This window comes from Bacillus songklensis (assembly GCF_042649685.1).
Lineage (GTDB): Bacteria > Bacillota > Bacilli > Bacillales > Bacillaceae_H > Bacillus_BA > Bacillus_BA songklensis.
Genome location: NZ_JBHRZT010000052.1, coordinates 295,941 through 320,056 on the forward strand (window position 1 = coordinate 295,941; position 24,116 = coordinate 320,056).

32 protein-coding genes, 1 pseudogene and 1 riboswitch are annotated in these 24,116 nt (G+C 39.6%); of the genes and pseudogenes, 7 read left to right on the forward strand and 26 right to left on the reverse strand.

Going from position 1 to position 24,116, the window contains the following annotated elements:
- Positions 1 to 5: 5 nt before the first annotated feature.
- Entirely contained in the window at positions 6 to 1,052 is a 1,047-nt protein-coding gene (locus ACFOU2_RS12765) for an oxidoreductase (RefSeq protein ID WP_377915688.1), read from the reverse strand.
- Between the two features lie 140 nt (positions 1,053 to 1,192).
- Between ACFOU2_RS12765 and ACFOU2_RS12770 the strand changes: the two genes are divergently transcribed.
- Positions 1,193 to 1,957 (forward strand): DeoR/GlpR family DNA-binding transcription regulator, encoded by a 765-nt coding sequence (locus ACFOU2_RS12770; RefSeq protein ID WP_377915690.1) that lies wholly within the window; start codon positions 1,193 to 1,195, stop codon positions 1,955 to 1,957.
- A gap of 3 nt (positions 1,958 to 1,960) precedes the next feature.
- Positions 1,961 to 2,773, forward strand: coding sequence for an HAD family hydrolase (locus ACFOU2_RS12775; RefSeq protein ID WP_377915692.1), 813 nt, complete (start codon positions 1,961 to 1,963; stop codon positions 2,771 to 2,773).
- A gap of 65 nt (positions 2,774 to 2,838) precedes the next feature.
- Here ACFOU2_RS12775 and ACFOU2_RS12780 read toward each other — a convergent pair whose 3' ends face one another.
- A complete protein-coding gene (locus ACFOU2_RS12780; protein WP_377915694.1) occupies positions 2,839 to 3,027 on the reverse strand; it encodes a hypothetical protein in 189 nt (62 codons plus the stop codon).
- A 141-nt stretch (positions 3,028 to 3,168) separates the two neighbouring features.
- Between ACFOU2_RS12780 and ACFOU2_RS12785 the strand changes: the two genes are divergently transcribed.
- Positions 3,169 to 3,291 carry a hypothetical protein gene (locus ACFOU2_RS12785; protein WP_377915696.1) on the forward strand — a complete coding sequence of 41 codons (123 nt, stop codon included), beginning with the start codon at positions 3,169 to 3,171 and terminating at the stop codon, positions 3,289 to 3,291.
- A gap of 169 nt (positions 3,292 to 3,460) precedes the next feature.
- Here the strand turns inward: ACFOU2_RS12785 and ACFOU2_RS12790 are convergent, their stop codons facing one another.
- The 5 genes from ACFOU2_RS12790 to ACFOU2_RS12810 all read right to left on the reverse strand — a co-directional run bounded on the left by ACFOU2_RS12790 (position 3,461) and on the right by ACFOU2_RS12810 (position 6,840).
- On the reverse strand, positions 3,461 to 3,616 hold the full coding sequence (locus tag ACFOU2_RS12790; RefSeq protein WP_377915698.1) for a hypothetical protein: 156 nt from the start codon (positions 3,614 to 3,616) through the stop codon (positions 3,461 to 3,463).
- Between the two features lie 88 nt (positions 3,617 to 3,704).
- Entirely contained in the window at positions 3,705 to 3,977 is a 273-nt protein-coding gene (locus ACFOU2_RS12795) for a hypothetical protein (protein WP_377915700.1), read from the reverse strand.
- A gap of 167 nt (positions 3,978 to 4,144) precedes the next feature.
- Entirely contained in the window at positions 4,145 to 4,600 is a 456-nt protein-coding gene (locus ACFOU2_RS12800) for a hypothetical protein (protein ID WP_377915702.1), read from the reverse strand.
- A gap of 122 nt (positions 4,601 to 4,722) precedes the next feature.
- Positions 4,723 to 5,085 carry a cytochrome-c oxidase gene (locus tag ACFOU2_RS12805; RefSeq protein ID WP_377915704.1) on the reverse strand — a complete coding sequence of 121 codons (363 nt, stop codon included), beginning with the start codon at positions 5,083 to 5,085 and terminating at the stop codon, positions 4,723 to 4,725.
- 159 nt (positions 5,086 to 5,244) lie between these two features.
- Entirely contained in the window at positions 5,245 to 6,840 is a 1,596-nt protein-coding gene (locus ACFOU2_RS12810; RefSeq protein ID WP_377915706.1) for an ABC-F family ATP-binding cassette domain-containing protein, read from the reverse strand.
- 500 nt (positions 6,841 to 7,340) lie between these two features.
- On the opposite strand from ACFOU2_RS12810, the gene ACFOU2_RS12815 reads away from it, so the two are divergent.
- Entirely contained in the window at positions 7,341 to 7,823 is a 483-nt protein-coding gene (locus tag ACFOU2_RS12815) for a YndM family protein (RefSeq protein ID WP_377915708.1), read from the forward strand.
- 435 nt (positions 7,824 to 8,258) lie between these two features.
- On the opposite strand, the gene ACFOU2_RS12820 is transcribed toward ACFOU2_RS12815, so the two are convergent.
- From ACFOU2_RS12820 to ACFOU2_RS12835, 4 genes are all read right to left on the reverse strand, one after another.
- Positions 8,259 to 9,560: an NCS2 family permease gene (locus tag ACFOU2_RS12820; RefSeq protein ID WP_377915710.1), complete on the reverse strand. Its 1,302-nt coding sequence runs from the start codon at positions 9,558 to 9,560 to the stop codon at positions 8,259 to 8,261.
- Positions 9,561 to 9,851: 291 nt separating this feature from the next.
- Positions 9,852 to 11,177: a short-chain fatty acid transporter gene (locus tag ACFOU2_RS12825; protein WP_377915712.1), complete on the reverse strand. Its 1,326-nt coding sequence runs from the start codon at positions 11,175 to 11,177 to the stop codon at positions 9,852 to 9,854.
- 144 nt (positions 11,178 to 11,321) lie between these two features.
- Complete coding sequence (locus ACFOU2_RS12830) at positions 11,322 to 11,525, reverse strand: hypothetical protein (protein ID WP_377915714.1); 204 nt, start codon at positions 11,523 to 11,525, stop codon at positions 11,322 to 11,324.
- A 165-nt stretch (positions 11,526 to 11,690) separates the two neighbouring features.
- The gene (locus tag ACFOU2_RS12835) at positions 11,691 to 11,966 is read right to left on the reverse strand and encodes a hypothetical protein (RefSeq protein WP_377915716.1); all 276 of its coding nucleotides are present in this window, start codon (positions 11,964 to 11,966) and stop codon (positions 11,691 to 11,693) included.
- Between the two features lie 198 nt (positions 11,967 to 12,164).
- Between ACFOU2_RS12835 and ACFOU2_RS12840 the strand changes: the two genes are divergently transcribed.
- Positions 12,165 to 12,335, forward strand: coding sequence for a hypothetical protein (locus tag ACFOU2_RS12840; protein ID WP_377915718.1), 171 nt, complete (start codon positions 12,165 to 12,167; stop codon positions 12,333 to 12,335).
- Positions 12,336 to 12,920: 585 nt separating this feature from the next.
- Here ACFOU2_RS12840 and ACFOU2_RS12845 read toward each other — a convergent pair.
- From ACFOU2_RS12845 to ACFOU2_RS12860, 4 genes are all read right to left on the reverse strand, one after another.
- Complete coding sequence (locus tag ACFOU2_RS12845) at positions 12,921 to 13,235, reverse strand: hypothetical protein (protein ID WP_377915720.1); 315 nt, start codon at positions 13,233 to 13,235, stop codon at positions 12,921 to 12,923.
- A gap of 412 nt (positions 13,236 to 13,647) precedes the next feature.
- Positions 13,648 to 13,842 carry a hypothetical protein gene (locus ACFOU2_RS12850; RefSeq protein ID WP_377915722.1) on the reverse strand — a complete coding sequence of 65 codons (195 nt, stop codon included), beginning with the start codon at positions 13,840 to 13,842 and terminating at the stop codon, positions 13,648 to 13,650.
- A gap of 14 nt (positions 13,843 to 13,856) precedes the next feature.
- The gene (locus ACFOU2_RS12855) at positions 13,857 to 14,681 is read right to left on the reverse strand and encodes an EcsC family protein (RefSeq protein ID WP_377915724.1); all 825 of its coding nucleotides are present in this window, start codon (positions 14,679 to 14,681) and stop codon (positions 13,857 to 13,859) included.
- 182 nt (positions 14,682 to 14,863) lie between these two features.
- Positions 14,864 to 15,709, reverse strand: a complete 846-nt coding sequence (locus tag ACFOU2_RS12860; RefSeq protein WP_377915726.1) for a patatin-like phospholipase family protein — start codon at positions 15,707 to 15,709, stop codon at positions 14,864 to 14,866.
- A gap of 336 nt (positions 15,710 to 16,045) precedes the next feature.
- Here ACFOU2_RS12860 and ACFOU2_RS12865 point away from each other — a divergent pair, with 336 nt between their 5' ends.
- Positions 16,046 to 16,234: a YkvS family protein gene (locus ACFOU2_RS12865; RefSeq protein ID WP_377915728.1), complete on the forward strand. Its 189-nt coding sequence runs from the start codon at positions 16,046 to 16,048 to the stop codon at positions 16,232 to 16,234.
- A 247-nt stretch (positions 16,235 to 16,481) separates the two neighbouring features.
- Here the strand turns inward: ACFOU2_RS12865 and ACFOU2_RS12870 are convergent, their stop codons facing one another.
- From ACFOU2_RS12870 to ACFOU2_RS12885, 4 genes are all read right to left on the reverse strand, one after another.
- On the reverse strand, positions 16,482 to 17,069 hold the full coding sequence (locus ACFOU2_RS12870) for a DedA family protein (protein WP_377915730.1): 588 nt from the start codon (positions 17,067 to 17,069) through the stop codon (positions 16,482 to 16,484).
- 132 nt (positions 17,070 to 17,201) lie between these two features.
- The gene (locus tag ACFOU2_RS12875) at positions 17,202 to 18,140 is read right to left on the reverse strand and encodes a magnesium transporter CorA family protein (RefSeq protein WP_377915732.1); all 939 of its coding nucleotides are present in this window, start codon (positions 18,138 to 18,140) and stop codon (positions 17,202 to 17,204) included.
- Positions 18,141 to 18,546: 406 nt separating this feature from the next.
- A complete protein-coding gene (locus tag ACFOU2_RS12880; RefSeq protein ID WP_377915734.1) occupies positions 18,547 to 18,885 on the reverse strand; it encodes a helix-turn-helix domain-containing protein in 339 nt (112 codons plus the stop codon).
- 98 nt (positions 18,886 to 18,983) lie between these two features.
- Complete coding sequence (locus ACFOU2_RS12885) at positions 18,984 to 19,112, reverse strand: anti-repressor SinI family protein (protein WP_377915736.1); 129 nt, start codon at positions 19,110 to 19,112, stop codon at positions 18,984 to 18,986.
- Positions 19,113 to 19,140: 28 nt separating this feature from the next.
- Positions 19,141 to 19,231: riboswitch (cyclic di-GMP riboswitch) on the reverse strand.
- A gap of 470 nt (positions 19,232 to 19,701) precedes the next feature.
- Here ACFOU2_RS12885 and ACFOU2_RS12890 point away from each other — a divergent pair.
- On the forward strand, positions 19,702 to 19,908 hold the full coding sequence (locus tag ACFOU2_RS12890; RefSeq protein ID WP_377915738.1) for a hypothetical protein: 207 nt from the start codon (positions 19,702 to 19,704) through the stop codon (positions 19,906 to 19,908).
- Positions 19,909 to 20,012: 104 nt separating this feature from the next.
- Here the strand turns inward: ACFOU2_RS12890 and ACFOU2_RS12895 are convergent, their stop codons facing one another.
- The 7 genes and pseudogenes from ACFOU2_RS12895 to queC form a co-directional block, all read right to left on the reverse strand.
- Positions 20,013 to 20,693, reverse strand: a complete 681-nt coding sequence (locus ACFOU2_RS12895; protein WP_377915740.1) for an oxidoreductase — start codon at positions 20,691 to 20,693, stop codon at positions 20,013 to 20,015.
- 185 nt (positions 20,694 to 20,878) lie between these two features.
- Positions 20,879 to 21,217, reverse strand: a pseudogene (gene queF / locus ACFOU2_RS12900) (preQ(1) synthase); the annotation flags it as partial.
- Positions 21,218 to 21,355: 138 nt separating this feature from the next.
- Positions 21,356 to 21,568 carry a hypothetical protein gene (locus ACFOU2_RS12905; RefSeq protein WP_377915742.1) on the reverse strand — a complete coding sequence of 71 codons (213 nt, stop codon included), beginning with the start codon at positions 21,566 to 21,568 and terminating at the stop codon, positions 21,356 to 21,358.
- 125 nt (positions 21,569 to 21,693) lie between these two features.
- The gene (locus tag ACFOU2_RS12910) at positions 21,694 to 21,867 is read right to left on the reverse strand and encodes a hypothetical protein (RefSeq protein ID WP_377915744.1); all 174 of its coding nucleotides are present in this window, start codon (positions 21,865 to 21,867) and stop codon (positions 21,694 to 21,696) included.
- A 99-nt stretch (positions 21,868 to 21,966) separates the two neighbouring features.
- Positions 21,967 to 22,698, reverse strand: coding sequence for a 7-carboxy-7-deazaguanine synthase QueE (gene queE, locus ACFOU2_RS12915; RefSeq protein ID WP_377915746.1), 732 nt, complete (start codon positions 22,696 to 22,698; stop codon positions 21,967 to 21,969).
- The gene (gene queD, locus ACFOU2_RS12920) at positions 22,691 to 23,134 is read right to left on the reverse strand and encodes a 6-carboxytetrahydropterin synthase QueD (RefSeq protein WP_377915748.1); all 444 of its coding nucleotides are present in this window, start codon (positions 23,132 to 23,134) and stop codon (positions 22,691 to 22,693) included. The genes queE and queD overlap by 8 nt, the downstream gene beginning before the upstream one ends.
- Positions 23,134 to 23,796, reverse strand: a complete 663-nt coding sequence (queC, locus tag ACFOU2_RS12925; RefSeq protein ID WP_377916388.1) for a 7-cyano-7-deazaguanine synthase QueC — start codon at positions 23,794 to 23,796, stop codon at positions 23,134 to 23,136. The genes queD and queC overlap by 1 nt, the downstream gene beginning before the upstream one ends.
- Positions 23,797 to 24,116: the final 320 nt, after the last annotated feature.

Sequence of the window (24,116 nt, forward strand, 5' to 3'; positions counted from 1 at the left end):
TTATTTTAGTTTACTGCAATCGCCCTCTGTTCACGCGCACTTTGCTCTGCCAGTTCAATGATTCGGATGACCATTGCTGCCTGTTCAGGTTTTACTTCCAACTCTTTTCCTTCCACAATGGCCTCATACACATTTTGATAAAAATCTTGATAGCTTCCAGGCAATGTTTCTATTTTTCCTCGATAGTGCAACCCGTTTACTGTCGTGTTTAATATGCCCCAGCTGTCCTCTTGTTCTATCCCATATCCTTCATCAATAGGCATGGCACCTTGGCGAAGAGCATTTTCCTGCGGATCGAGCTTATGCTTTATGAATGACCCTTCCGTACCATGTACAATGAAACGCGGACCTATTTCCCTTACAAGCATACCTGCTTTTAATATCACACTAACAGCAGGATAGTGAAGACGAACATCAAATGCGTCGATTGCTTTTCCAGCTTTTCGTTGAATTCGCGTATCAGCCATTACAGCATCCGGCTCTCCAAACAAGACAAGGGCCTGATCAATCAAATGTGACCCTAAATCATACAAGATGCCTGAACCTGGCCGGTCTTCTTCCCGCCACGCGTTTTCTTTGAAATAATTGCGAAAACGATCAAAATGAGACTCAAATTCAACGATGTCCCCAAGCAGCCGTTGTTCTGCTATTTTCTTTATCGTTTTGAAATCCCCATCCCAACGGCGGTTATGATACACACAAAGTTTTACCCCTTGCTCACGGGCAAGGTGCGTTAACTCCTTAGCTTCTTCATATGTCACCGTAAATGGCTTTTCGATGATCACATGTTTCTTTGCCAATACAGCACTCTTTACCATTGGATAATGAAGTTCATTTGGAGTGGTAATAATAATCAAATCAAGCTCATCATCTCCCAAAAGCTCATCATAGGATGTCACGACTTCTACATATGGATACCGTTCTTTTGATTTTCCACTCCTTCTTTCTACCACTTTCTTTAAATTCATATGTGGATGAGTATGTACAAATGGGGCATGAAACACTTGTCCGGATAAACCATATCCCACAAGGCCGACTTGTAATGTCTTCATTCAACTTCTCTCCTTTTCATCTATTTCTTTCCATTTTAAGTGTTTATAATGATTTTGTAAATTTTCCGGTGTTAAAATCAATATAAAATTGCACATTCACTTATAATTACTTATAATATAGATGGAATAGAGGTGCTGCCATGTATCAAGAAGAACGATTAATTGCCATTTTAAATCACTTAACAAAACATAAACGAATCAGCATTGATGATATTTGCGAGCAATTTGCGGTTTCCCGCGATACAGCTCGGCGAGACCTTGTCAAGCTTGACGAGAAAGGGACAATTGTTCGAACTCGTGGAGGAGCCATTTTGTCTAATCTTTCAAAAGACATCTCCAGTTACGAGCAGCGTCTTCAGCTGGTACCGGAAGCTAAAAAAGAGATTGCCAAACGGGCGGTGTCGCTTATTAAAGATTACGATTACATCATTTTGGACGCATCAACTACTGTTGAATTCGTGGCTGAATACTTGAACACTAAGCAAAACACAATTGTGACCAATTCAATTCAGATTGCGAGTACACTAACCAAAAATGAAACGGTTACCATTCATTTACTAGGGGGACAGCTTCATCGACCCCAGCAGTACATTTACGGTGCAGCAGCAATTGAGATGCTTCGCAATTACCACGTTGATAAGCTTTTCCTTGGAGCTTGTGGAATTACACAAAGTGGATTGTCAAGCCCTTATGAAGAAGAAGGTTTGTTGGTGAAAGAGATGATCCAGCGAGCCGATCAAGTGATTGTCCTGGCAGATCAATCCAAGTTTGGAAAGCAAATGTTTTATAATGTGTGCACATTAGAGGATATTGATATCATTGTAACGGATCGCTTTCCAGACGAAGAATTGAAAAGTGTGTTTCAGCAATATGAGATTGAATTGTTAACAACGAAGGGAGTTTAAAAGATGATTAAATTGTTAGTCAGTGATTTGGATGGAACTTTAATTAATAAAGAAAATCAGGTAGCTTCCCACGATGTAGAAGCATTAAAAAAACTTCGCGAACATGGTATAGACATCTGTCTTGCCTCCGGTCGAATGGACAATGAAATTATGGAAGTGGCGAAATCCGTCGGTGATCAATTCCACCGTGTAAGTCAAAACGGGGCCTTTGTTATTACGAATGACGAAAAAGCCCTTCATTCGCAAACATTCCAGCACGAGCTAGCCAAAAAATTGTATGAATCTACACGTTCAGATGACAAAATTACAATTGTTTGCTCGGACAACACCAATTTTGTGGAAGAAAAAAATGAAATTTTAAAGCAAATCGAATTGCGCTTTTTCTTTCCAATTGAAGAACAAAAGAAAATGCTCGATGAAATTGGCCTTTCTCTTAACCCTTCTAAAATCACTATATTGGGCTACCACGAAGAAATACTTAAGCTGCAACAAGCTGTCAATGAAATGTTCCATGACGATGTTGACACCTTCATCTCTGAACAGGGCTGTCTTGATATCATGCCAAAGAATATCAGTAAAGGAAATGCCGTATTAGTCTTGCTGGACCATTTACAGCTAAAGCCAGAAGAAATTGCTTGTGTAGGTGATTCCTTCAATGACATTCCGATGTTTCAGCTAACACCAAACAGTTTTGCGATAGCCCATGCACATGAAGATGTAAAAAAAGAAGCCTCATATGTTGTAGAAACTGTCAGCGAAGCAGTAGAGAAGATTCTTGAAAAGAATGCCCAAGAACAAAACATCATCCATTCATAAAAGAAAACCGTATGCCTTTAGATGGCATACGGTTTTCTTTTATCCTATTCTTCGTCTCTTGGGTTTTACTGCGCGGAATCATCATAGTCATAACGAAACCCGTCTGTCTGAGCTGTATAACTTGTCTCTGTTCGTTGTTTCATTTTTTTTAATACATCCTCATATTGATAAATTTCTTGATAATCAGCACTGTTGGCGGCTGCCGCTTTCAATGCTTGTTCAATAATGGCGTGGTCATTCGCACTTAGTTCCACTCTACTATCCCTCCTGTTTTTTGTTAGTTTATACGAAAAAACAAACAATATTAGAACGTAATAAATGAAGAAGCATAATGAATAAAAAATCTTTTTGCTGCCCAAACTATCTTTGCTTCAAGAGGAAAGGAGGATTGCGAGATGGCAAAAAAAGGGCGTCAAAACAAAGTTAGCAAGGAAGTTGCAAATCCAAACGTTGCTGATACAGAGTTCGGCTCGGAAACGGCTGCCGCAGAGACATCAAAAAAAGCAAAGAAAAAATAACAGCCAGTATGTACATACTTAAATAAAAGCGGAGGAGACTCGTTCAGGGACGAAACGCCCGGGAAGATTCTTCACCAGAAGCACTTTTGCTTCGTTTAAAGGAACGTCGACACTTGAACTTTCTGAACCTAAAAAGCATGGGGCCGACATTCATCCCCATGCTTTTCCATTAAAATTCATCGTCCTCTGTTTCTTTCTCTTGTTCTCTATTTTGAGCTTTCCTCTTTATAAAAACCGAAATGAGTGCTAATAAAATCACAAGCAACAAAAAGAAGAAAACACCTGAAACTCCAAATAAAATAATCGTTTCAAATGAAGTACTCATGAAGCGCCACCACTTTTCGCTTTTTAATCAATATATGGATACAAAAGCGGCTTCATGACCATTTTAGCTTTTACATAAACGTTGAATTTCAATGCCCTGACGCAAGACCGGAATTCTTTTTATTGATTTGCTGCATGGCATTATGGGCCATTTTCATTTTGCATACTGTTGCCTTTAGAGAGGTTGGAGGATCGATGTCGTCACCAAGGTTTAAATTGGCTGTATCCACAACAGAACGCGCCAATAGTTCAATTACATTCCGTAACTGCGGTTCATCATATCGTGTTCCATCTTGTAAACAACTTTGAATAACCCCTTCCGCTAGTTCGCGAATACGTCTTAACTGTTCATGTTCACTCATTTTCTCCATCCCCCTTTTATCATTCGAATAGAAAGTGAACTTCCATCCGTAAGGCCGCTTTCGATACACCGGCGTCATGCAGATTTTGTTCGCTCCTTTACTAATATCAAATGACATAAAATGTCTTGTTTATATTAATATTCGTGAACCTCTCCCTGTTTTCCTGTTTATGAAAATTCAATCTTTACAACAATATCACCGAGCTTTTTCTTTCCCATCATGAAGGTAAGTTTCCATAAACCGTTCTCAGGGAGTTCAATGGTTCCAACCGCATGGGCATCTGCTCCTAATATCCCTTTTTCAAGTGTTAGATATTTTTCTTTTATGGCATTTACTTTCTTTTTTACCCCTTGCTTTTTCGCATATATTTTAATATCCTGTCCGATAAGATCTTTATATTTGCCCCAAAACAGCCAGGTGGTTTGTCCATTTTCATGGTAAGCAAGCGATCCAATCCCCATGATGTCATGTTCTTTTCCCACTCCATAATACGTTTGCAGCGATTGCTCGGCGTCAAGAGCTTTATATGTAAAAACGGGCGCCGCTTCCCACTTATCTTTTAAAAGGAATGTACATCCTCCGCCAAGCAACACAAGTAGACATAAGGCTATTTTCTTATACATTGTTCATTCCCCCTATTATATAGGACGAATGACAAGGAAAATTGTTTCATAAATTTTCCATGATGATTCCTTTGTTGGGTGTCCCAAAACCACAAAAAAGTAGTTTTGGGACACCCATATCCTCATTTTACATTTCTTAATACATTGTACACAAAAATCAACACAGCAAGAAAAGTGATGGTGCCTCCAATTGCAGTGAATGCCATAAACTGCTCATAGCCTAATACAACAAAAGCGAGAGCGATCATCATAACAGGAAGCCCGATATTATGAAGCCAAAAATGTGTTTTAGCTGCTTTGGTATCGGCCGATTCAGGAAAAATATGATAAATAATTCCAGCTAAAGTAAGAGAAGTCCAGCCGAGCAGATTAATATGCACATGAACAGGCGTTAGCGTATAGGTATGAGCAATGGACATATAAAAGCCAAGCAATGTCCCAATCGCAAAGTAGACAGCGGAGATTTTAATAAGACGAATTCCCATCGTCCCCCTCCTTTCTTCACAGGCCTTACTACATACATACTTCTCTTCTAAGTGTGTTAGAATCAAAACTTCATACTTTTCCCACGAAAAATGACCATAAAAAAAGTTGCCCCGAAAGTACGAAAAAACGCACTTTCAGGACAACCCCCTCTATGATTTTTATTGATTTGCCAGTTCTAAATATTCATCATATGTTACTTGCTTATCGAACATTGTACCATCCGGTTTAATCTCAATAATGCGGTTCGCAATTGTTTGGATAAATTGATGGTCATGGGAAGTGAACAATAATGAACCTTTGAAATTCGTCAAGCCATTGTTTAAAGACGTGATCGATTCAAGATCCAAGTGATTTGTAGGTTCATCTAATAGAAGCACATTCGCTCCGCTTAACATCATCTTAGATAACATACAACGAACTTTTTCTCCTCCGGATAGAACACTTGCTTTTTTCTTCACTTCTTCTCCAGAGAATAACATTCTGCCCAGGAAGCCGCGCAAAAAGCTTTCGCTGTCATCCTTAGGAGAATATTGGCGTAACCAATCAACTAGGCTTAGATTACAGCCTTCAAAGTACTCGGAGTTATCTTTCGGGAAATATGCTTGAGATGTAGTAACACCCCATTTAAACGTTCCGCTGTCCGCTTCCATTTCTCCCGTTAAAATTTTAAATAACGTCGTGTATGCCACCTCATTAGTGCCTACAAACGCGATTTTATCATCTTTGTTCATGATAAAACTTACGTTATCTAACACTTTTTCGCCATCAATCGTTTTTGTCAGGCCTTCCACACGCAGTAAATCATTACCAATTTCACGGTCTGGTGCAAAATGAACAAACGGATAACGGCGGGAAGATGGCTTAATGTCGTCCAGCGTAATTTTGTCTAACATCTTTTTCCGTGATGTCGCTTGACGGGATTTAGAAGCGTTCGCACTAAAACGCGCAATGAAGTTTTGCAGCTCTTTAATTTTTTCTTCTTTCTTTTTGTTTGCATCCTGTGCCATTTTTTGAGCCAATTGACTTGATTCATACCAGAAATCATAGTTTCCTACGTAAATTTGGATACGACCGAAATCAAGATCGGCAATATGCGTACACACTTTGTTTAAGAAGTGACGATCATGGGATACGACGATAACTGTATTTTCAAAATTGATCAAGAATTCTTCTAACCATTGAATGGCTTTAATGTCCAAGTGGTTCGTCGGCTCATCCAATAATAAAACATCCGGTTTGCCGAATAACGCTTGTGCCAATAAGACTTTGACCTTCTCAGCACCCGTTAAATCAGCCATTTTTTTCGTATGAAGTTCTTCTTCGATGCCCAGACCTTTTAAAAGAATCGCTGCTTCAGACTCCGCTTCCCAACCGTTCAACTCTGCGAATTCGCCTTCCAGTTCGGCAGCGCGCATTCCGTCTTCATCTGAAAAGTCTTCCTTCATATAAATCGCATCTTTTTCCTGCATGACTTCATAAAGACGCGCATGTCCCATAATGACGACTTTTAACACTTCATGCTCTTCATATTCAAAGTGGTTTTGTTTTAATACGGCCATACGCTCTCCAGGTGCCATGAATACGTCACCCGTCTGCGCCTCGATCTCGCCTGATAAAATCTTTAAAAAAGTCGATTTACCTGCACCGTTCGCTCCAATCAATCCATAGCAGTTGCCCGGTGTGAATTTAATGTTTACATCCTCAAACAACTTGCGGTCACCATATCGTAAACTAACATTATTAACTGTAATCATAAATCGCTATTGCTCCTTTATTCGTTATTGGGCGTGGATTTGATAACAATCCACACGTCCACCACATGTTTGTTTTTTATATCCATATCCTACGATTCACGTAATTTAGGCTATGGTCATTATATAGTAGGTTAATAAGGTAGCGCAATAGCTTGTTTTGTAGGTAAATGTCTTGAACTACTCCCACTTAGCTAACGCTTGAGGTGAGAGATTCCTGCGAACACCAGTGTATCCACCAGTTTCTTAGCAGGCTACCCTCGTAGTCCCTACGATTGATACGAAATTCGTATGGTCTTTCCGTCTTGTTTTTGGTTTTTTGACACTTGGTTTTCGTGCCACAAGTCCCACTTACTCATTGGGCTACGCCCTGCACATTCCTTGAAGCGGGAGTATTCTTTCGGAAAATGATAAATCATATGTTTTGTCCCTTATCTGTTTTTATTGTTTATGAATACTACAAATATGTTTAGACAAAATAAGTTAAAAAAGGAGATGAACTAATGAGACATGTATTAGCCTTTTCAATTAAATTTATGGCAACACTCGTTGTTCTTGGTGTTGTACTTGGTTTATTTAACAACTTATCAATTGTAGATGTGCTTACTATTTCTATTGTTTTAAGTGCAGTTGGTTATATCATAGGTGACTTATTTATTTTACGTAGGACTAATAACTCCGTTGCTTCCCTTGCTGATTTTGGTTTAGCATTTTTGGTCATTTGGTCAATGAGTAGAAATTTGGCTTATGTGAATGATTTATTTGCTGGATCTTTAATCTCTGCGCTTGGTATCACAGTTTTTGAAATTTTTTATCATCGCATTGTACCTAGAAATGCTGGAAGAACAGAGATACCTAATCAGAATCAAAGACAACGTAATACTCGACTTAATACAGAAGCTTCAGAAGAGTTAACTCCTGTCAGACCTGATGTAAGAAGCCCGAAAGAATATAATGATAATAAGAATAAAGATGAGAATAAATAATTTAACCCCTGCCCAATTTTTAACGAGTTGGGTTTTTTATTGCATCTAAATCAATGATTGAAAGGTGTATCTCTTTATGAAAAATGTAAATACACAACTAATTCAGGTACAAAGGTCTGCTTTTTGTTATTACCTCGATAAAATTATAACTATATAAATCTTGCATCGGAAGAATCTTCCATATTTTTTATTATAAATGTCTAATTGGATTATTAACGGATGCGATAAATTCTATATGTTTGGACAATAAATCACCATTAGAATCACTGCACTTATTTTCAGTCCATTTCCTAGAATGGATCCTGTCGTTCGATTAACATTCACAGCGACGAGTTCCAGATGCAGAGGAATATTGTTCACATAAAAAGTTTCAATACACGATTAAAATGACATGTATATTCAAAGAACCTCCTGCCATTTGACAGGAGGTTAGTATCAGCTTATATAATGCAATACAAAATTTAAAAAGAACAAAAACGCTACAACATACATAAGCACTGACACTTCACGCATTTTACCTAACGCTGCTTTTAAAATCGGATACGCGATAAAGCCGAATGCGATTCCATCAGCGATGCTGTATGTGAGCGGAATAAGCGCAATGATCAAAAATGCCGGGAATCCTTCTGACAAATCTTGCAAGTTAATGTGCTGAATGTTTTGAATCATTAAACCGCCAATGACAATCAAAATCGGCGCAATTGCACTGGCGGGAACCATTTTAATGACTGGGATGAAAAACAGTGACGTTAGAAACAGCACTCCTGCAACAAGCGATGTCATACCCGTACGCCCGCCTGAAGCAATGCCTGCTGCACTTTCAACAGACGACACGGTTGGGCTTGTGCCGAAAAATCCGCTCGTTATGACAGAAATGGCATTTGCTTGAAACGCACGCTGAAATTTTTCATCATGCCCCGTCATGCCCAAATGGCCATGGATTAAGCCAATGTTTTCAAAAACAATCACCATCGTTAAGGAAAACACTGCAGCCCAAAATGTCATAGACGTAATGGAAGAAAACGATAAGGCCCCCGTTGCACCAAAAAACACATGCCATTCAGTTGTTGATGCAGCTGTCTCCATTGGCTTCACTTGTCCTAAAGCAAAAGCAACCAATGTTCCTGCTGCCATACTTAACAAGAAGTTTCCGCGAACATTTCGAATGAACAGCACAATCGTGATAAATAACGTAATCAGTGTACCGATTACATAAGGGCTGCTTAAATCTCCAAGCGCCACAAAGGTCGTCTCACTTGATTGGACAATACCGCCCTTTTGCAATCCAATAAAGGTAAGGAAAAGTCCTACTCCTGCCGTTATCGCTTCTTTTAACGATTGCGGAATCGCCTTCATAAGCATCACCGATAAACGGGAAAAGGCCAGCACAGCAAATGCAAACCCGGAGATAAATACCACGCCGAGTGCCTCTTGCCACGATAATTCCATGGATTGGACCATCGTATACGTAAACAAGGCATTAATCCCCATACCCGGAACTAACACAATCGGTGCATTTGCCCAAAACGCCATTAGTAAACAACCAAGCAAGGATGTAATGACTGTCGCAAAAATACCGGCCTCAAGCGGAATGCCTGCATCTGCTAAAATGGACGCATTAATGGCAATAATATATACAACCGATAAAAAGGCAACGACACCAGCCATACTTTCCTTTGCGATGGTTGTGTTGTGTTCATTCATTTTGAACCGTTTGTCTAAGAACGTTTTAAACATCTTATTCCTTCTTTTTCTTTATCCCTCTCCCGCCCGATGAACCTCAGATGATGAGTCACCGCTGATATTATAGCAGAAACAGGAAAGGTTTCAAGTAATAAATATAAGCATTTCTGCACTTTTTCACTTCATTTTTAGCGGTTTAATTCCTTTCAGTCTTCGCAGAAAGCGTATGAAATAGACCTTTCACACAAATGATCCCTAAAAATTAGAATCAACATGGTTCTTTTATATAGCTATAAAAAAAGAAAAGCACCCCCTTTAGAAAAGGAAGCGCTATGTAACGAAATGTTAAAAAAAGAAAAAGCCAAGAGAAATAATAGCACCGCTTACAAAAAGAGTGATTAAACAAAAGCCCATAATGTCTTTCGCTTTTAACCCGGCAATCGCTAAAGCCGGCAACGCCCAAAATGGTTGAATCATGTTGGTCCAAGCATCTCCCCATGCCACAGCCATTGCTGTTTTAGACATGGAAACCCCCAGGTTTTGAGCGGCTTCCAGCATAATTGGCGCTTGCACTGCCCATTGTCCCCCGCCGGAAGGAACGAAAAAGTTCACAAGTCCCGCACTCCAAAAAGTGAACATGTGGAATGTTCGTTCATTCGAAATCGAAACAAACGCTTCAGATAAAACATTTGCCAATCCCGAAGATACCATGATACCCATTAAACCAGCATAAAACGGAAATTGAATAATAATACCGCTTGCTCCTTTTACTGCGTTCATCACCGCGTCTAAAAATCGCTTCGGTGTCCCATGGAACAAGATTCCAAGGAATAGAAACAGGAAATTGACAATATCAAGATTAATTTTAAGACCGTTTTTTACAACGTAAAAAGCTAAAAATGAAAGCCCGAGAAGACCTGTTAAAAGAGATAAAATCCGGCTGTTTTCAAGTCGGTCTGCAGGTGTCATTTCAAAATGTTCTACTGTCGGTGCCTGCAATGAATCCGTTTCTTCCAGCAAAGTGCGCTCAATGATCACCGTTTCATCTTTGGAAGGCATCATCAGGCGATTTAAAATAGGTATGATGACGAAAAGTGCCGCTACAATAACGAGATTATATGTTGAAAATAGCGTCTCGCTTGTCGGAACGATACCAATAATTTTCTCGGTAAAATGTCCTGGTGTCGCAATGGTAAGCGGAACGGACCCTGACAATCCTCCGTGCCAGACCACAAAACCGCTGTACGCGCTTGCAATTAAAAGGCGGTAATCGACCCCTTCCACTTTTTTGGCGAGCTCTCTAGCAAATAAGGCCCCGATTACAAGACCAAATCCCCAGTTAATCCAGCTTGCCAGAAGTGAAACAACGGAAACAAGAACAATGGCTTGACCTGGTGACTTTGGTACAGAGGCTAAATTTCCTAAAGCTTTCTTAAAAATCGGGCTGCTTGCTAATACATGGCCTGTTACAAGTACCAAAACCATTTGCATGGTAAACGCCAACAAACTCCAGAATCCACCGCCCCAATATTCCACAATTTGAATAGGAGTGCTATCTGTTAGCACCAAAGCTAAGCCGAACACAAAAAAAGTAAGAATAATTACAAATAAGAATGGATCTGGTAAATACCTTTGCATTAATTTGTTTGATAACGAAATAAGGACCTTCAATTCTTTCTCCCCCTAAACTTGTTATTCATAAAAACCCTCCAATCCCATCTTTCCGCTTTTTGAATGTTCACACTTCTTTATTCTTTGATTTCTTACAAATTCCTTTTTATTTTTACAGCCATCGTTTGACAAAGTTAGACATTCTCAGGCAGAAGGCGATTGGTCATATACTTGTCTTGAAGCAAAAACATAGAGAAGGCTTGCAGCAAAAAGAACAAAAGAAACGAGTGAAAAAAAGGAGAAAAACACAAACTGACCAAAATAATCATGTTTCCAAGATAGATATACATTCCAAACAGATCCGCCAAGAATCAGCAGCAAATAAAAAGCAACCAGCCATTGTTTCACATTTGCTCCTCCTATTTTTTAAAAATTATACCATAAAATGACATTTACATCTGCAGAGATTTTCTTCTTTCCCTTAATAAGATAAGTTGAAGCAATCAGGATTCTCCATGAGAAACTGCTCCGAAAAAGAAAGGCGATGCACCCTATGCACATCGCTTTTCTTTTTTAATAATAATACGGGTAATAACATGGTGGATAATAGTATGGCGGATAGCCGTAGTATGGCGGATAATAATAATACGGACGAGCAATTAACGCGCTTCCTAATACCCCGCCAAGCACTCCCCCGAAAAACGGTCCGCCAAAGAACGGACGTCCGAATCCTCCGTAGAATGGACGCCCAAATCTTCCAGGACCAAATCTTCCAGGGCCCAATCTTCCAGGGCCAAATCTGAGAATAGGACGACGAATACCACCTGATTGTCCTAATGGCTGTTTCATATAGCCTGCCTCCCGTTGATCATTGGTAAAACTCTTACACTGCAACATATGTTAAATGCGGAATCATGGAGTAGGCACCTGTCCTCTTTTATGAAAATTTCTGTGCGATTGACTAAAAAACATGTTTACCTGCTTCCTTTGAGGGAAAGGGAAACTTAACAAAAAATAATGATTTACAAGAAAGGAGTGAATGAGACATTGGGTGCCTGGATTTGGATTTTGGTTGGTATCGCCCTTCTCTTGGCAATAGGGTATATGGTAGATCGACGAAATAAGCAAAGAAACCCCGCCAAAACACAAACACCTAAACAGATAAGTGAGTCGGTTGAACAGGCGAAAGAAAAGGTTCATCAACTTGATGTAAAATAATGGTTAATAAAACAAATAAAAAACGATGGGGTCCCCTTCCCCATCGTTTTTTTGAATCAACAAGCAATGTGCGATGTTACGATATATGGTTATTCTTTATCGTAATCCCTTTATTTGGCCGTTCAAATTCCCCTTTTATAAAACGTTCTCCCCTAATAAACAAAACCGTTTTCCTTTGTCATCCTCCCCAAGATCACAAAGGGAACCATCGTACTGACAATGAGGTTCAAAAATGCAAACACTTACTGAAAACGCTTACTAATCATCATAAAAAAATAATACAAGATTATGCCATGTAAATAACCATTTGTAACATCACACCACAGTCTATAATGTTATTAAACATCAAAATAAAAAAAATATCAACCTTTCATAGAATTTTTGTTATTTTAAAAACTAATGAAATATTCTAAATATAATACCCTTTAGTATTTCTCCCTTTTCCATCCAAGAAAAAATAATGATATAGACTAAAATGTTTCGGATGGTTACATATTGATGCTTTTAATGAGGTTTCTGCTACCTTTGCGCAAACCTTTCAATAGAACACCCCCGGTCAGACTTGACCGGGGGTGTTCTGTTGAATCAGTCTTGAAAATCTATTTCAACTACATCATAGAAATCAATCACAAGTTTGACTCCATTTGTATCCATAAACGTAAACACATCTTCTTCCTTTGAAATATGAACAACATATCCATCCAGGGATTGTTCACGATTATCGTACACCATTGTAATAGCGATCTTTTTATTTTGTGTATACGCTTCTTTTAATAAAATATGGAGGTCATATTCATTATCCATATCCGGGCGTTTAACAAGAAGCATCCCGTATGTCGTATGACCCTTTTCATTTTTCCAAATATAATCCGCAAAATAAAAAGGTGTGCGATTTTCCAACTATAATCCCTCCCAATTCAGGCACATGAGTTTGTCATCCCCCTGTTGTATGCTCTATCTTAAATCTATCATGTTTTTCTTCGCTTCGCATCTATTAATCATGAAACATCGGTTGTTTGGGTATGAGACTAAGGAATAGTTTAGCATATGATGCCTCTCTTTCAAAAAGAACTGTTTGGCCCATATGAAAAGCGGAGAAAGCCCGCTTAAACCGATAGGATGTTGGAGCTTCTGAGAAGGAGCCGCTTTTTGGCTCCGCAGGAAGAAGCGAAACAGCCATACGGTTTGGCTTTCGCAGCTAGACAATATGAAAAGCGGAGAAAGCCCGCTTAAACCGATAGGATGTTGGAGCTTCTGAGAAGGAGCCGCTTTTTGGCTCCGCAGGAAGAAGCGAAGAAGCCGAGCATCACGCTCAGCTTCTCGGCACTTCCAAATATTGATATAACACTCCGCCGCCGCGTTGGGCAATGCCCCGGAAATGTTTAAAGTCTTCTTGCTTCACCAATACCTGACGAAAAGGTAAGAATTCTTCTTTTGTAACCCGAACTTCTTTTACTTCTCTGTTACGTAATTGCTGTAACAGTTCAATCGCTTTTTGTTCCTCCATTACTGATCCCTCCACTACAATGTAAGAGATTCGTGTTCGTCACTTTTCTCTAAGCGCTCCAGAATTCGGCGCTTTCGATAAAGCATTATACCAGCTTCCGCTACGTCTTGCATCATGGACTTATTCATAAAAGCTCCGATAAACATTCCTGCAATCGGAATCATTTGAAATAATTTCTTCCATCCAAATGAATCCGTATAAGTAACAACCACTTCACGCCACCCTTGCAGCCGGGAGATCATTTGCGCACGATTTTCGTTTCCATATTGCCTCGTTAAGTCTTCTAAAATCGCTCTTTTCCCGACTATATCAGCAGACACAAACTGCAAGCATTTCACGATAAATACACGCTCTTCTTTTTGTCTTGGATCATAGCCGTAGGCGATGGCAATTTCCTGTAATGTTTTAAGAGAAAGACCAAGAATCATCGGTATATCGACGGCTAATGTAAAAATCCCCCCAAACCCTGTGGTCGCTCCCTGAACCGTCGCGATTTTAGCCCGGCTTTTTTTTAACTCTTTACTCACGCGATCCATTTTTTCAAGGGGCATGGAGGAGATATCGGAAATCGTTAACTCTTCTCTCCCCTCCATCTGTTCAAATCTCTTCAAGATGATGCGTTCCTGGGTTAAATATTGGCCTCCCGTTTGGATGAAGCTTCCGAGTTCATCCAGCAGTACTCCGATTTTATTTTGAATAAACGCGGGCGTAATTTTATCTAACAGCTTAAACGGCAGCCGGCCGATCCGCTCCCAAAACCAAAGATTTTTCTGATCTTGTTCCCACACCTCGATTTCTGCCAATGCAGCCTGCAACGTTTCCCTTGACTCTATTGTCATGAGCGACACTCCTTACATAATCTTGCTTGTTTATACGTATCATCAAACAGAGAGGTTTCATTAAGTATGATGCTTTTCTTGAACAAACACAACAAAACGCTTATCTTTCGAACAGTCGGATAAAGTTAACAAAATAAAAAATGCTTTCATGGCCTGATTGAAGGCAATGAAAGCATTCTATTTCAAGACAGCCATTTTGTCAGTCTGCCGTATTGCATTTTTGCTTCTTCATATCCTTGTTGATATAGAGCTTCTAGTTTAACAGGATTTCGCTCCATTCTTCCCACATCAAGTGGTTGCTGTGGTCGAATGATAAAAAGAGTTCCTTTTTGTTCTTGCTCTTCTAAGTAAGAGATCGTTTCATTATAAACACGGTAGCGGTTTTCAAGCGCCTGTACAAGCCCTGAATAATCACGGTAAGAACGTCTTGCCACCCAAAGCATATTCGACTTTTTCTTTTGATAGCCCACGTTTCTCGTTAATACAACAACATTTTTGCTCATCCCATCTTTTTGTGCTTTCTTAACCGGAATGGGATCACTGATTCCTCCATCAAGCAATTTTCTGCCCTTGTAGTCTACAATCGGTGCAAGAAATGGCAGCGAACTGGAAGCTCGAATTACTTTCAACACATCCCGTTCGTAATCATCATAGTAAACCGGTTCTCCCGTTAAGCAGTCTGTTGTTCCAATTACAAAACGTTCTTTTCTATTTAAAAATGTATCAAAGTCAAACGGTACATGCTTTGTCGGAATTTCCTCAAACACAAAATCCATCCCGAAAAATTCACGGCGTTTCCAATAGTTGCGCCATGATATATAACGCGGATCCTTGATAAATCCGATATTTACTTGCCGATTTCGCCCCTTTTGACGAGATAAATAGGATGCTGCCTGACACGCTCCTGCTGATACGCCAATTATATAGGGGAAAAATAAATCCTGCTCCATAAAAAACTCAAGCACGCCCGCTGTATATACGCCGCGCATGCCTCCGCCTTCTAACACAAGACCAGTTTGCTTCATCATTTACACCTTCTATTTCTAGTAACATCTATTAAAATGATAACGAATCGTTCCCTAATTGTCATGCAATTCACTCTGATTACTGTCAATATTTCATTACCCATCATTTACTACATAAAAGAAATACAAAAAATTGTTAAAAATCTCTTTACGATTTTGCAAAATTCGTGCAAACTGTTTACAAGAAGTCTCGGAAATGTAATTAGAAAAACTTGACTTTTTTAAAAGTAATAGTTTTTCATTTTTATTACAATACAATATTTTATGCAACCTTTGTCCGTTTTTCACGTATAAAGTATATAAAGAGGTTTCTGATTCGTGGGTAAAGGAGAGAGTAAGATGCAGCAGATTGCTGAAGTTGGAAATTTAATTGAATTTAAGGATGGTTTACAGGGGATTGTCGAAAAGGTAAATGAAAACTCTGTTATCGTGGATTTAACGTATATGGAAAATTACCATGAACTTGACTTAAATCAACGGACAGTTGTCAATCATAAAAACTATAAAATTATTGCTGACCGCGCCTAATCAAATCATGAAGGAAATCCTCAATTCGGAGTAAATGACCCTATCCGCTCCCTTCAAACGAAAACGCTTTAACATTTCTTGCTTCTAAAAAGGGGCTGACTCAGCAGTTTTCAGAGGATGATCATAATCTATTTTTTCTGCGATGACCCGTCACTGAAATCCGTGATTTTCTTGGATTTTTAATGACAGGTCATCGCAGGAGGGTGTCCCGAAAGTACGTTTTTGTACTTTTAGGACCCCCTCTTCATTATTTTCGTTTCAACAATTTAAAAGCTAAATAAACTAAAATAATGGCTACAGCCGCAAACCCAACAGGACGTGTATATGTAGCAGCAACGGTTTCAATGTCATGCCAGCGAGAACCGAGTTGTTCACCTAACATAAGAAAGAAAATGGACCACGGAATGATCGCTAGCGTCGTCAACATTGTAAAGCGGACAGCCGACATTTTGGCAATTCCGGCAGGTATCGATATGGCATGACGTACAACAGGAATGAAGCGGGCCGTAAAAATGACGCCTGTTCCGTATTTATCAAACCATTGCTCCGCCATGTCGATATGTTTTTTGCGAATGAGCACATATTTTCCGTATTTCTCTAGAAATGGACGACCACCGTAATAACCGGCCCAATATAAAAACAACTGTGCAATTACCCCGCCGATGGTTCCGGCTATCACTGCCCCCACAAACGTGATCGATCCCTGGGATACCATATACCCTCCGTAAGCCAGTACTATTTCACTAGGAATAATTTCAATCATTAATCCTAGGGCAATTCCAAAGTAACCTAAATCCGTCAGCCACATTAATATACTGTTGATAAATTCACCCATTTTCCTTTTGCTCAATCCCTTTCAGTTGAATATTCTTCATCTATTTTTATTATCTTTATGGCCAAAAAATACTTGTCTCTTTCTTTGGGAAGATTGAAACCACCTCTTTTGCAAGAGGTGGTTTCGGCTTATTTAGAAATACCTTTTCTTCCAAAAGATAAAAGCAGTTGCGCCCGATAAGCAGAAGGCAATGCATAATACAATAATAAAGGCATGCGGTGTATGCTCAAGCGGAAGCGCCACGTTCATACCAAAAAAACTTGCAACGATTGTCGGAAATGAAAGCACAATCGTAATAGATGTCAAAAATTTCATCACAATATTCAGGTTATTGGAAATGATCGACGCAAACGTGTCCATCATTCCTGTCAGGATATGGCTGTATGTGTCGGCCATCTCAATGGCCTGTGTAATTTCAATGATTGTGTCTTCCAACAAATGCTCGTCGTCTTCGTACATTCGCAAGTATTTTTGACGTAATATTTTATCAAGGACCACCTTGTTTGACTTTAAAGAGGTCGTAAAGTAAACTAAACTCTTTTCAATCGCTAAAAATGCATAAAGTTCTTTGTTTTTCATCGATTGATGCAATTCTTTTTCGATTTCGTTTGTTTTTCGGTTAATTTGCTTTAAATAGCGCAAATAATACATCGAAATGACATTTAAAATTTGCAGGGCAAAACGTGTCTTTTTATAGGTGAAAAACCCCCGGACTTTTCGGTTTAAAAAATGGTGTAAAATCGGATTATCTTCCAGGCAAACCGTCACGAAACAATCCGGTGTAATAATGATACCAAATGGAATGGTTTCATAAACAGAGGACTGGTTGCTGTCATATGAAATAGACGGATAGTCAACGATAATCAACACATTGCCGTCTTCCTCTTCGATCCTTGAACGCTCATCATCATCGAGCGGGTCTTTAATAAAGTCCAGCGGCAAATTCAAATGATTGGTAACACGTCGAATTTCTTCTTCCGTTGGTGAGATCATGCTCACCCAGGAGCCTTTCGTGATTTCCTCCTGCTCATGGAGCCTTCCATTTAAATCCGTTAAGTAAATGTTCAGCATGTGTCAAACCTCCTCCTTTTCAAAGAGAAAGTCAGCATACCTCTCTATCAAAGAAGCTGATACAGTTATCGGTAATCATACAATCTGATAAAAGTGACATCCTGACTCCCTCTATGTTCATACTTGGCCCAGGATCACTGGAATTTTGGCTACTCAACCGATATCAACTCCTCTTCTTTCATTTACTCACAACTTCTATCATAACGCTTATCCTTTCGTTTGTATACAGGGAAAAACAGCAATCGGGCTGCATTTTAAAAAAATTACAGAAGGTAAACAAAAGAAATCGTTTTTATTCTTTGTATTCAAAAACACCCATGATGTTTGTACAGAACATGGGCGTTTCTACTTATTTTAGTATGTTTTATCCTATAAAAAAGCAAAAGCGTTTATGCCCCCATAAACGCTACTTCCCTTTATCCTGTTTCAATTTCCACTTGTTAAACTCCAAAAATTGACGAAACTCTTCTTTGGATACGCCTGATTCCATCGCTTCGCGCACTAGGTTCGCCCATTCAGAATCAAGTTGTTCGTAGACGGACGAGGATTCTTCTTCGTTAATTAATGACTGGACAGAAATATCCAACACCGCTGAAATTTTTTCTAAAAACTGGACAGAAGGATTTGATTGAAGATTGCGTTCAATCGAGCTTAAATATGACTTTGCGACACCTGCTTTTTCTGCTAGTTCGGATAGTGATAACTGTTTTTGCAAACGTAATTGTTTAATACGTTGACCGATCATATTTACACCCTCTCTTTCTCTTACCTCCCTTATCATAACATACCAAATATGCCATCGTTAATAACATCCATGCAAAAACAAAAATTTTCCGACTACTCCTACCGGCTGTGGCTGGTGAGAAATGCTTTAATATCCTCTTCTGATATGCCGCTGTCCAATGCTTCTAAAACTAAATCAATCCATTCTTCATCCAATAGCACGTGTATTCTATTTTCCTTTGTAACCATGGTTTCCTCCTAAAATACATTTTGTATCTCAGGCAGCCCAGCCGTCATGATTGGGATCCTCCAACTTTAGACCCGTGACTTTGCGTCCTTATTTTTCAATAAGTATGCCCTTACTGAAGAAGATGAGATGATGATTACACAAATCCCTACAACGATGTTCCTGTGACATTAACACTATGAACATAAGTATAATGTAAACCAGTCCGAAATTATGTTGAAGGCTGTCAGTATTTTATTGAATTTTACAAATATTAAGAAACAATTTCCTACATAATTTTGATTATATCTTCATTTTTTGATAATCTGATCTTTTTGCTGTTGGGTAATAATACCTATTTTATAAAACAAAAAGGCATATTGTTGTACTTTTTGTTGAGAAGAAAGCCATTTCATTCGAAATACCCCCTTGTCTTTTTACTTTATTATATTTACTCTATTCAAAAATGTTTCTTCAAGGAAATAAAATCCGCTCTAATATGTCTAATAATCGACCATTGAACAATATATCGATTAATGAGACAATAAAAACAAGCATGGGAGCATCTCGGTCCTATGCCGAATATATTTTTAAAAGAAAGGAGCGGTTTCGGTGGAATTGGTGTTTCTTGTTTTATTTTTTTTCATCTTTTTAGCAACAGCCTTTGCAGGCGGTAAAAAGCGAAATCACCGCTCTTACAATTCTTCGAGTTCTTTTACTCCCTTTACATACGAAAAAGATAATGATAATGATTCCTCGTTCTCAAGCTGGAGCAATTCTGACAGCGGCGGCGGTGACAGCGGTGGCGGCGGCGATTAAGCCATCGCTTTAAGTATTTATAAGTTTCTAAACGTAGAAGTGGAATCTATACTTTCTTATCTAGTGAAAAAGGGTTCGTTTCAGCGGAAACGAACCCTTTTTTATTAGTTTGTGACGGCACCTTGACAGTTTCCGTAATAAATGACATCACTTTCGTGAACATGAACACCTGAACGTTCTTCAAGCGCTGCTTCCAGCATTGCTTTTGCTACGTTCTCTGCTTTGATTGGCTTGAATTTACGCCATTTCCCGATAAGACAAAGGGATATGCTTTTTAATACATATTCACCGATTTTCTCACCTAGACGAAACTCACTGCGCTGCCCAAGTAGTAAGGACGGGCGAAAGAAGTGAGTGGAACGAATGTACAAGTTACAAATATCTTCTTCCGTTTGACCTTTTACCTTATTGTAGAAGATCGGCGAACGAAGATCCGCACCGATTGCGGTAATCGTTAAAAAGTTGCGGGCCCTTTTCTTTTCGGCAAGCTTGGCAGCTGCCAGCGGATACTCATAGTCCACTTTTAAAAAGTTTGCTTTTGTTTTTGCTTTCTTCATCGTCGTTCCAAGACAGCAAAATACATCATCTACATTAAATTCATCTTCGTATTTATGGAGCTCATCAAAATTAATTTCAACTTGCCTCAGCTTTTCGTGCTGAATCAACAGCTTGTTGCGGACCAAAATCGTGACTTGGCTGTACACGTTGCTTTGAAGCAGCAAGCTGAGCAGCTCTCGACCGACAAGACCAGTTGCACCAAGCAAAACTGCCGATTTTTGCGACATGTTTTTCACCCTCTTAACTAAGTTGTCAAACCTGAAAACAGGTTATATTCTGCGACCCATTTTTCTTATCTGAATGAATGATGCCTAGTTCCGCGGGCTAAGCCCCCCAGCTGTTTCACTCTCTCCTATGACGTCCAAAGTTCCAACATCTTGTCCGCTTGAACAAGTTCATTCCATTTCTCTTATTATCGATTATCGATCTTTTCAGGATATAAATCATGATTCATTAGTCGATATTCTGCCATTTTTTCGTACTTTGTGCCAGGACGGCCGTAATTTACATACGGATCAATGGAAATACCGCCGCGCGGTGTGAATTTACCCCATACTTCAATATAACGGGGATCCATCGCTTCAATTAAATCGTTCATGATAATATTCATGCAGTCTTCATGGAAATCTCCATGATTTCGGAAACTAAATAAATATAATTTTAATGACTTGCTTTCCACCATCTTTTGGTCAGGGATGTAGCTGATGTAGATGGTTGCAAAGTCAGGCTGGCCGGTTTTTGGCAAACTGCTTTACTAAGCAGGTGGACTATATCATATTCTTATTTAACTGCGATATTAAATAAGAACCCTCGCGCTTCCATCGTTAGTTACAAAACAAAAACCTACGATGTACTCTACTCTCTTCCCCACACATTACATGAAGTCGCTTCACATGTGAGTGATTTCGATAGTCTCTGCACCTTCCTTATTATTAAGGCTTGGCTCAGGATTAGGATTATATTTACGGAGAAGATTAATCAGTCTTTCTAAACTGGACCAATCCATATCTAGTTCTTTGGCAAGTTCATTAATACTTTTACCAGAGTAGATAAATTCGTTTAAAAACCAAATTCTGTTTCTCCATGGGGTGTCTGTTAACATAAGCACACCTCCGAACAAACGTTCTTGATATACTTATATTATAGAACAAACACGCTAATTTGTAAAAATATCCCTTCCCTGAATTCACGAGGTTTAAGCGACAGTGTCGCCACTGAAGTGTGCCCTTATTGACACAAGCTTGTAAACTCCGGACAGTTGAATTTCACGAAATAATCACGATTCTGATGTTTATTATCAAATACTTCAAGAATCTCCGGTGTGTACTCGAACAAATACTTTGTTCCTTGGTTGCCCAATAAGGTAACACCTTGTAATTCTTCGTCTTTTCTTCCTGTCATGTTAGTTTCCTCTCTTTCCTCGCTTGTCATTCTATCAGCGATTTGAATTTTTGTGAATACGTCTTTTCATTATTTTTTTGTAAAGTTTTTGAAAAATGCTTACACGCCCCGTTTATTTCCCCAGACGAGCGTATGAAGCTGCGGTAATGCTCTTACGTTGTTCATAGAAGGTGATGTCACAATTTTGTTGATGAGCCACTCAAATTTTGCTAAAAGCTCCTTAATTAATTGATCGTCATTTGTCGTACCTGCATCTTCATTCCCGACTTGAACGAAAAACGGGACGGATGGATACCGTTTATGAACGTTTACAGCATATTGAAAGTCATCATCATCAAATATGACCACTTTTAAGCTGACAGCATGATGACGATTATTTTGATGCAATTTGTTCATGACGTCATCTAAAATGTCGAAGTTCGTCTCCATTCCTGAACTTGGCGGTTTCGGTGAAATCGTCAAATCGTCAATGTGTAAAAACCAATCCTGCCAGCGGCTTCCCTGTGTTTCAAGCGCTGTACGGATATCGTTTTGTCTCAGCAAATCGATCAGTTCAGAAAGAGCTGCAATTAAAGCCGGGTTTCCTCCTGAAATCGTCACATGATCAAAACAATCACCGCCCAGGTCCTTTAGTTCGGTCCATATCTCTTCCGCTGTCATCTGACGGATATCGTCTTTCGCCGATCCGTCCCACGTGAAGGCCGAGTCGCACCAGCTGCATGAATAATCACAGCCTGCTGTACGAACAAACATCGTTTTCCGCCCCACAACCATGCCTTCTCCTTGAATGGTCGGCCCAAAAATCTCTAATACCGGAATTTTTTTAGCCATGGCGCTTCACCTTCTTCGGACGATACACGACATAGCTTGTTGGGGTTTCACGCACGAACACCTGCAGGCATTTCGGCTTGTTCAATAATGTATCAAGGTGTGCTTGAACCATCTCGTAAATTTTACGTGCTACCACTTCAGTAGTAGGGAAGTCGTTTGGATTTTGATCGTTGAACACATTTGTATGATCATTAAGCAGCGTATGGTCGAACTGACCTGACACGATTTTTTTCAAGGCTTGAAAATTAACTAAAAATCCGGAATCGTCCAACTCGTCCCCTGCAATAGTAATATTCACGAAATACGTATGTCCATGGATATTGCGGCATCTTCCGGCTTCTTCGTGCGGAACGAAGTGAGCTGCTGCAAACTGCATGTCTTTATTCAATTCATAGGAATAATCGTGAAATACCTGAGGATACATTTGTTGCAGCATTACTCATCCCCCCCGTTCTTTTTTGTAAGGTAGTCATCCAGTCCTCGCTTGCGAAGTTTACATGCCGGGCACTCACCGCAGCCGTCTGACATGACGCCGTTATAGCACGTTAAGGTATTTTCCCTTACATAATCAAGTGCCCCTAACTCGTCAGCAAGCTCCCATGTCTCTGCCTTATTGATCCACATGAGCGGAGTATGAATGACAAACTGATAATCCATCGCTAAGTTTAAGGTGACGTTTAATGATTTCACAAATACGTCACGGCAATCCGGGTATCCTGAAAAGTCTGTTTCACATACGCCTGTCACAATATGACGCGCTCCTGCTTGTTTTGCCAGCACTGCTGCAAATGAGAGGAACAATAAGTTTCTTCCGTCCACAAATGTCGTTGGCAACTCGCCTTCTTTTTGTTCAATGTTAATATCAGCGCGTGTTAAAGCGTTAGGTGCTAATTGATTTAAAAGTGACATATCCAAAACCGTGTGCTTTACACCAAGATCGTCGGCAATCGCCTTGGCCACCTCGATTTCTTTGCTGTGGCGCTGCCCGTAATTGAATGTCACAGCCTCGACTTCTTTAAAGTTTTTGAGAGCCCAAAACAGGCATGTCGTACTATCTTGTCCTCCACTGAATACAACAACCGCTTTTTCTTGTTTCATCATAATGTCCATCTCCTTTTCTTTCATGAAAATTGTCATAAAAGAAGAAAGAATGTCCTTGAACCATTCTCTATGATGCAAAAAAGAGACTGCGCCCTTCATCACGCAATCTCCCTTCAAATACACGACAAATAACAGACAAGCCTTACACTTGCCCGCTCTTTGCCATGCTTATAAAAAACAAAAAGCACCTTTCACTGCCTGGTGCGAACCAAAAAGTGAAACATGCTCCATAAGACATTGTGAAACGTAAGGGCTTATGACCTGGTTAATCTATAGCCAAGCGTCCCCACCAGCAAACAAAACGGCGTATTGTGCCC

Coding starts and splice junctions, on each gene's coding strand:
- ACFOU2_RS12765 (WP_377915688.1), bottom strand. CDS start 1,052: ATGAAGACATTACAAGTCGGCCTTGTGGGATATGGTTTATCCGGACAA.
- ACFOU2_RS12770 (WP_377915690.1), top strand. CDS start 1,193: ATGTATCAAGAAGAACGATTAATTGCCATTTTAAATCACTTAACAAAA.
- ACFOU2_RS12775 (WP_377915692.1), top strand. CDS start 1,961: ATGATTAAATTGTTAGTCAGTGATTTGGATGGAACTTTAATTAATAAA.
- ACFOU2_RS12785 (WP_377915696.1), top strand. CDS start 3,169: ATGGCAAAAAAAGGGCGTCAAAACAAAGTTAGCAAGGAAGTTGCAAAT.
- ACFOU2_RS12790 (WP_377915698.1), bottom strand. CDS start 3,616: ATGAGTACTTCATTTGAAACGATTATTTTATTTGGAGTTTCAGGTGTT.
- ACFOU2_RS12795 (WP_377915700.1), bottom strand. CDS start 3,977: ATGAGTGAACATGAACAGTTAAGACGTATTCGCGAACTAGCGGAAGGG.
- ACFOU2_RS12800 (WP_377915702.1), bottom strand. CDS start 4,600: ATGTATAAGAAAATAGCCTTATGTCTACTTGTGTTGCTTGGCGGAGGA.
- ACFOU2_RS12805 (WP_377915704.1), bottom strand. CDS start 5,085: ATGGGAATTCGTCTTATTAAAATCTCCGCTGTCTACTTTGCGATTGGG.
- ACFOU2_RS12810 (WP_377915706.1), bottom strand. CDS start 6,840: ATGATTACAGTTAATAATGTTAGTTTACGATATGGTGACCGCAAGTTG.
- ACFOU2_RS12815 (WP_377915708.1), top strand. CDS start 7,341: ATGAGACATGTATTAGCCTTTTCAATTAAATTTATGGCAACACTCGTT.
- ACFOU2_RS12820 (WP_377915710.1), bottom strand. CDS start 9,560: ATGTTTAAAACGTTCTTAGACAAACGGTTCAAAATGAATGAACACAAC.
- ACFOU2_RS12835 (WP_377915716.1), bottom strand. CDS start 11,966: ATGAAACAGCCATTAGGACAATCAGGTGGTATTCGTCGTCCTATTCTC.
- ACFOU2_RS12850 (WP_377915722.1), bottom strand. CDS start 13,842: ATGGAGGAACAAAAAGCGATTGAACTGTTACAGCAATTACGTAACAGA.
- ACFOU2_RS12855 (WP_377915724.1), bottom strand. CDS start 14,681: ATGACAATAGAGTCAAGGGAAACGTTGCAGGCTGCATTGGCAGAAATC.
- ACFOU2_RS12860 (WP_377915726.1), bottom strand. CDS start 15,709: ATGATGAAGCAAACTGGTCTTGTGTTAGAAGGCGGAGGCATGCGCGGC.
- ACFOU2_RS12865 (WP_377915728.1), top strand. CDS start 16,046: ATGCAGCAGATTGCTGAAGTTGGAAATTTAATTGAATTTAAGGATGGT.
- ACFOU2_RS12870 (WP_377915730.1), bottom strand. CDS start 17,069: ATGGGTGAATTTATCAACAGTATATTAATGTGGCTGACGGATTTAGGT.
- ACFOU2_RS12875 (WP_377915732.1), bottom strand. CDS start 18,140: ATGCTGAACATTTACTTAACGGATTTAAATGGAAGGCTCCATGAGCAG.
- ACFOU2_RS12880 (WP_377915734.1), bottom strand. CDS start 18,885: ATGATCGGTCAACGTATTAAACAATTACGTTTGCAAAAACAGTTATCA.
- ACFOU2_RS12885 (WP_377915736.1), bottom strand. CDS start 19,112: ATGGTTACAAAGGAAAATAGAATACACGTGCTATTGGATGAAGAATGG.
- ACFOU2_RS12895 (WP_377915740.1), bottom strand. CDS start 20,693: ATGTCGCAAAAATCGGCAGTTTTGCTTGGTGCAACTGGTCTTGTCGGT.
- ACFOU2_RS12905 (WP_377915742.1), bottom strand. CDS start 21,568: ATGTTAACAGACACCCCATGGAGAAACAGAATTTGGTTTTTAAACGAA.
- ACFOU2_RS12910 (WP_377915744.1), bottom strand. CDS start 21,867: ATGACAGGAAGAAAAGACGAAGAATTACAAGGTGTTACCTTATTGGGC.
- queE (WP_377915746.1), bottom strand. CDS start 22,698: ATGGCTAAAAAAATTCCGGTATTAGAGATTTTTGGGCCGACCATTCAA.
- queD (WP_377915748.1), bottom strand. CDS start 23,134: ATGCTGCAACAAATGTATCCTCAGGTATTTCACGATTATTCCTATGAA.
- queC (WP_377916388.1), bottom strand. CDS start 23,796: ATGAAACAAGAAAAAGCGGTTGTTGTATTCAGTGGAGGACAAGATAGT.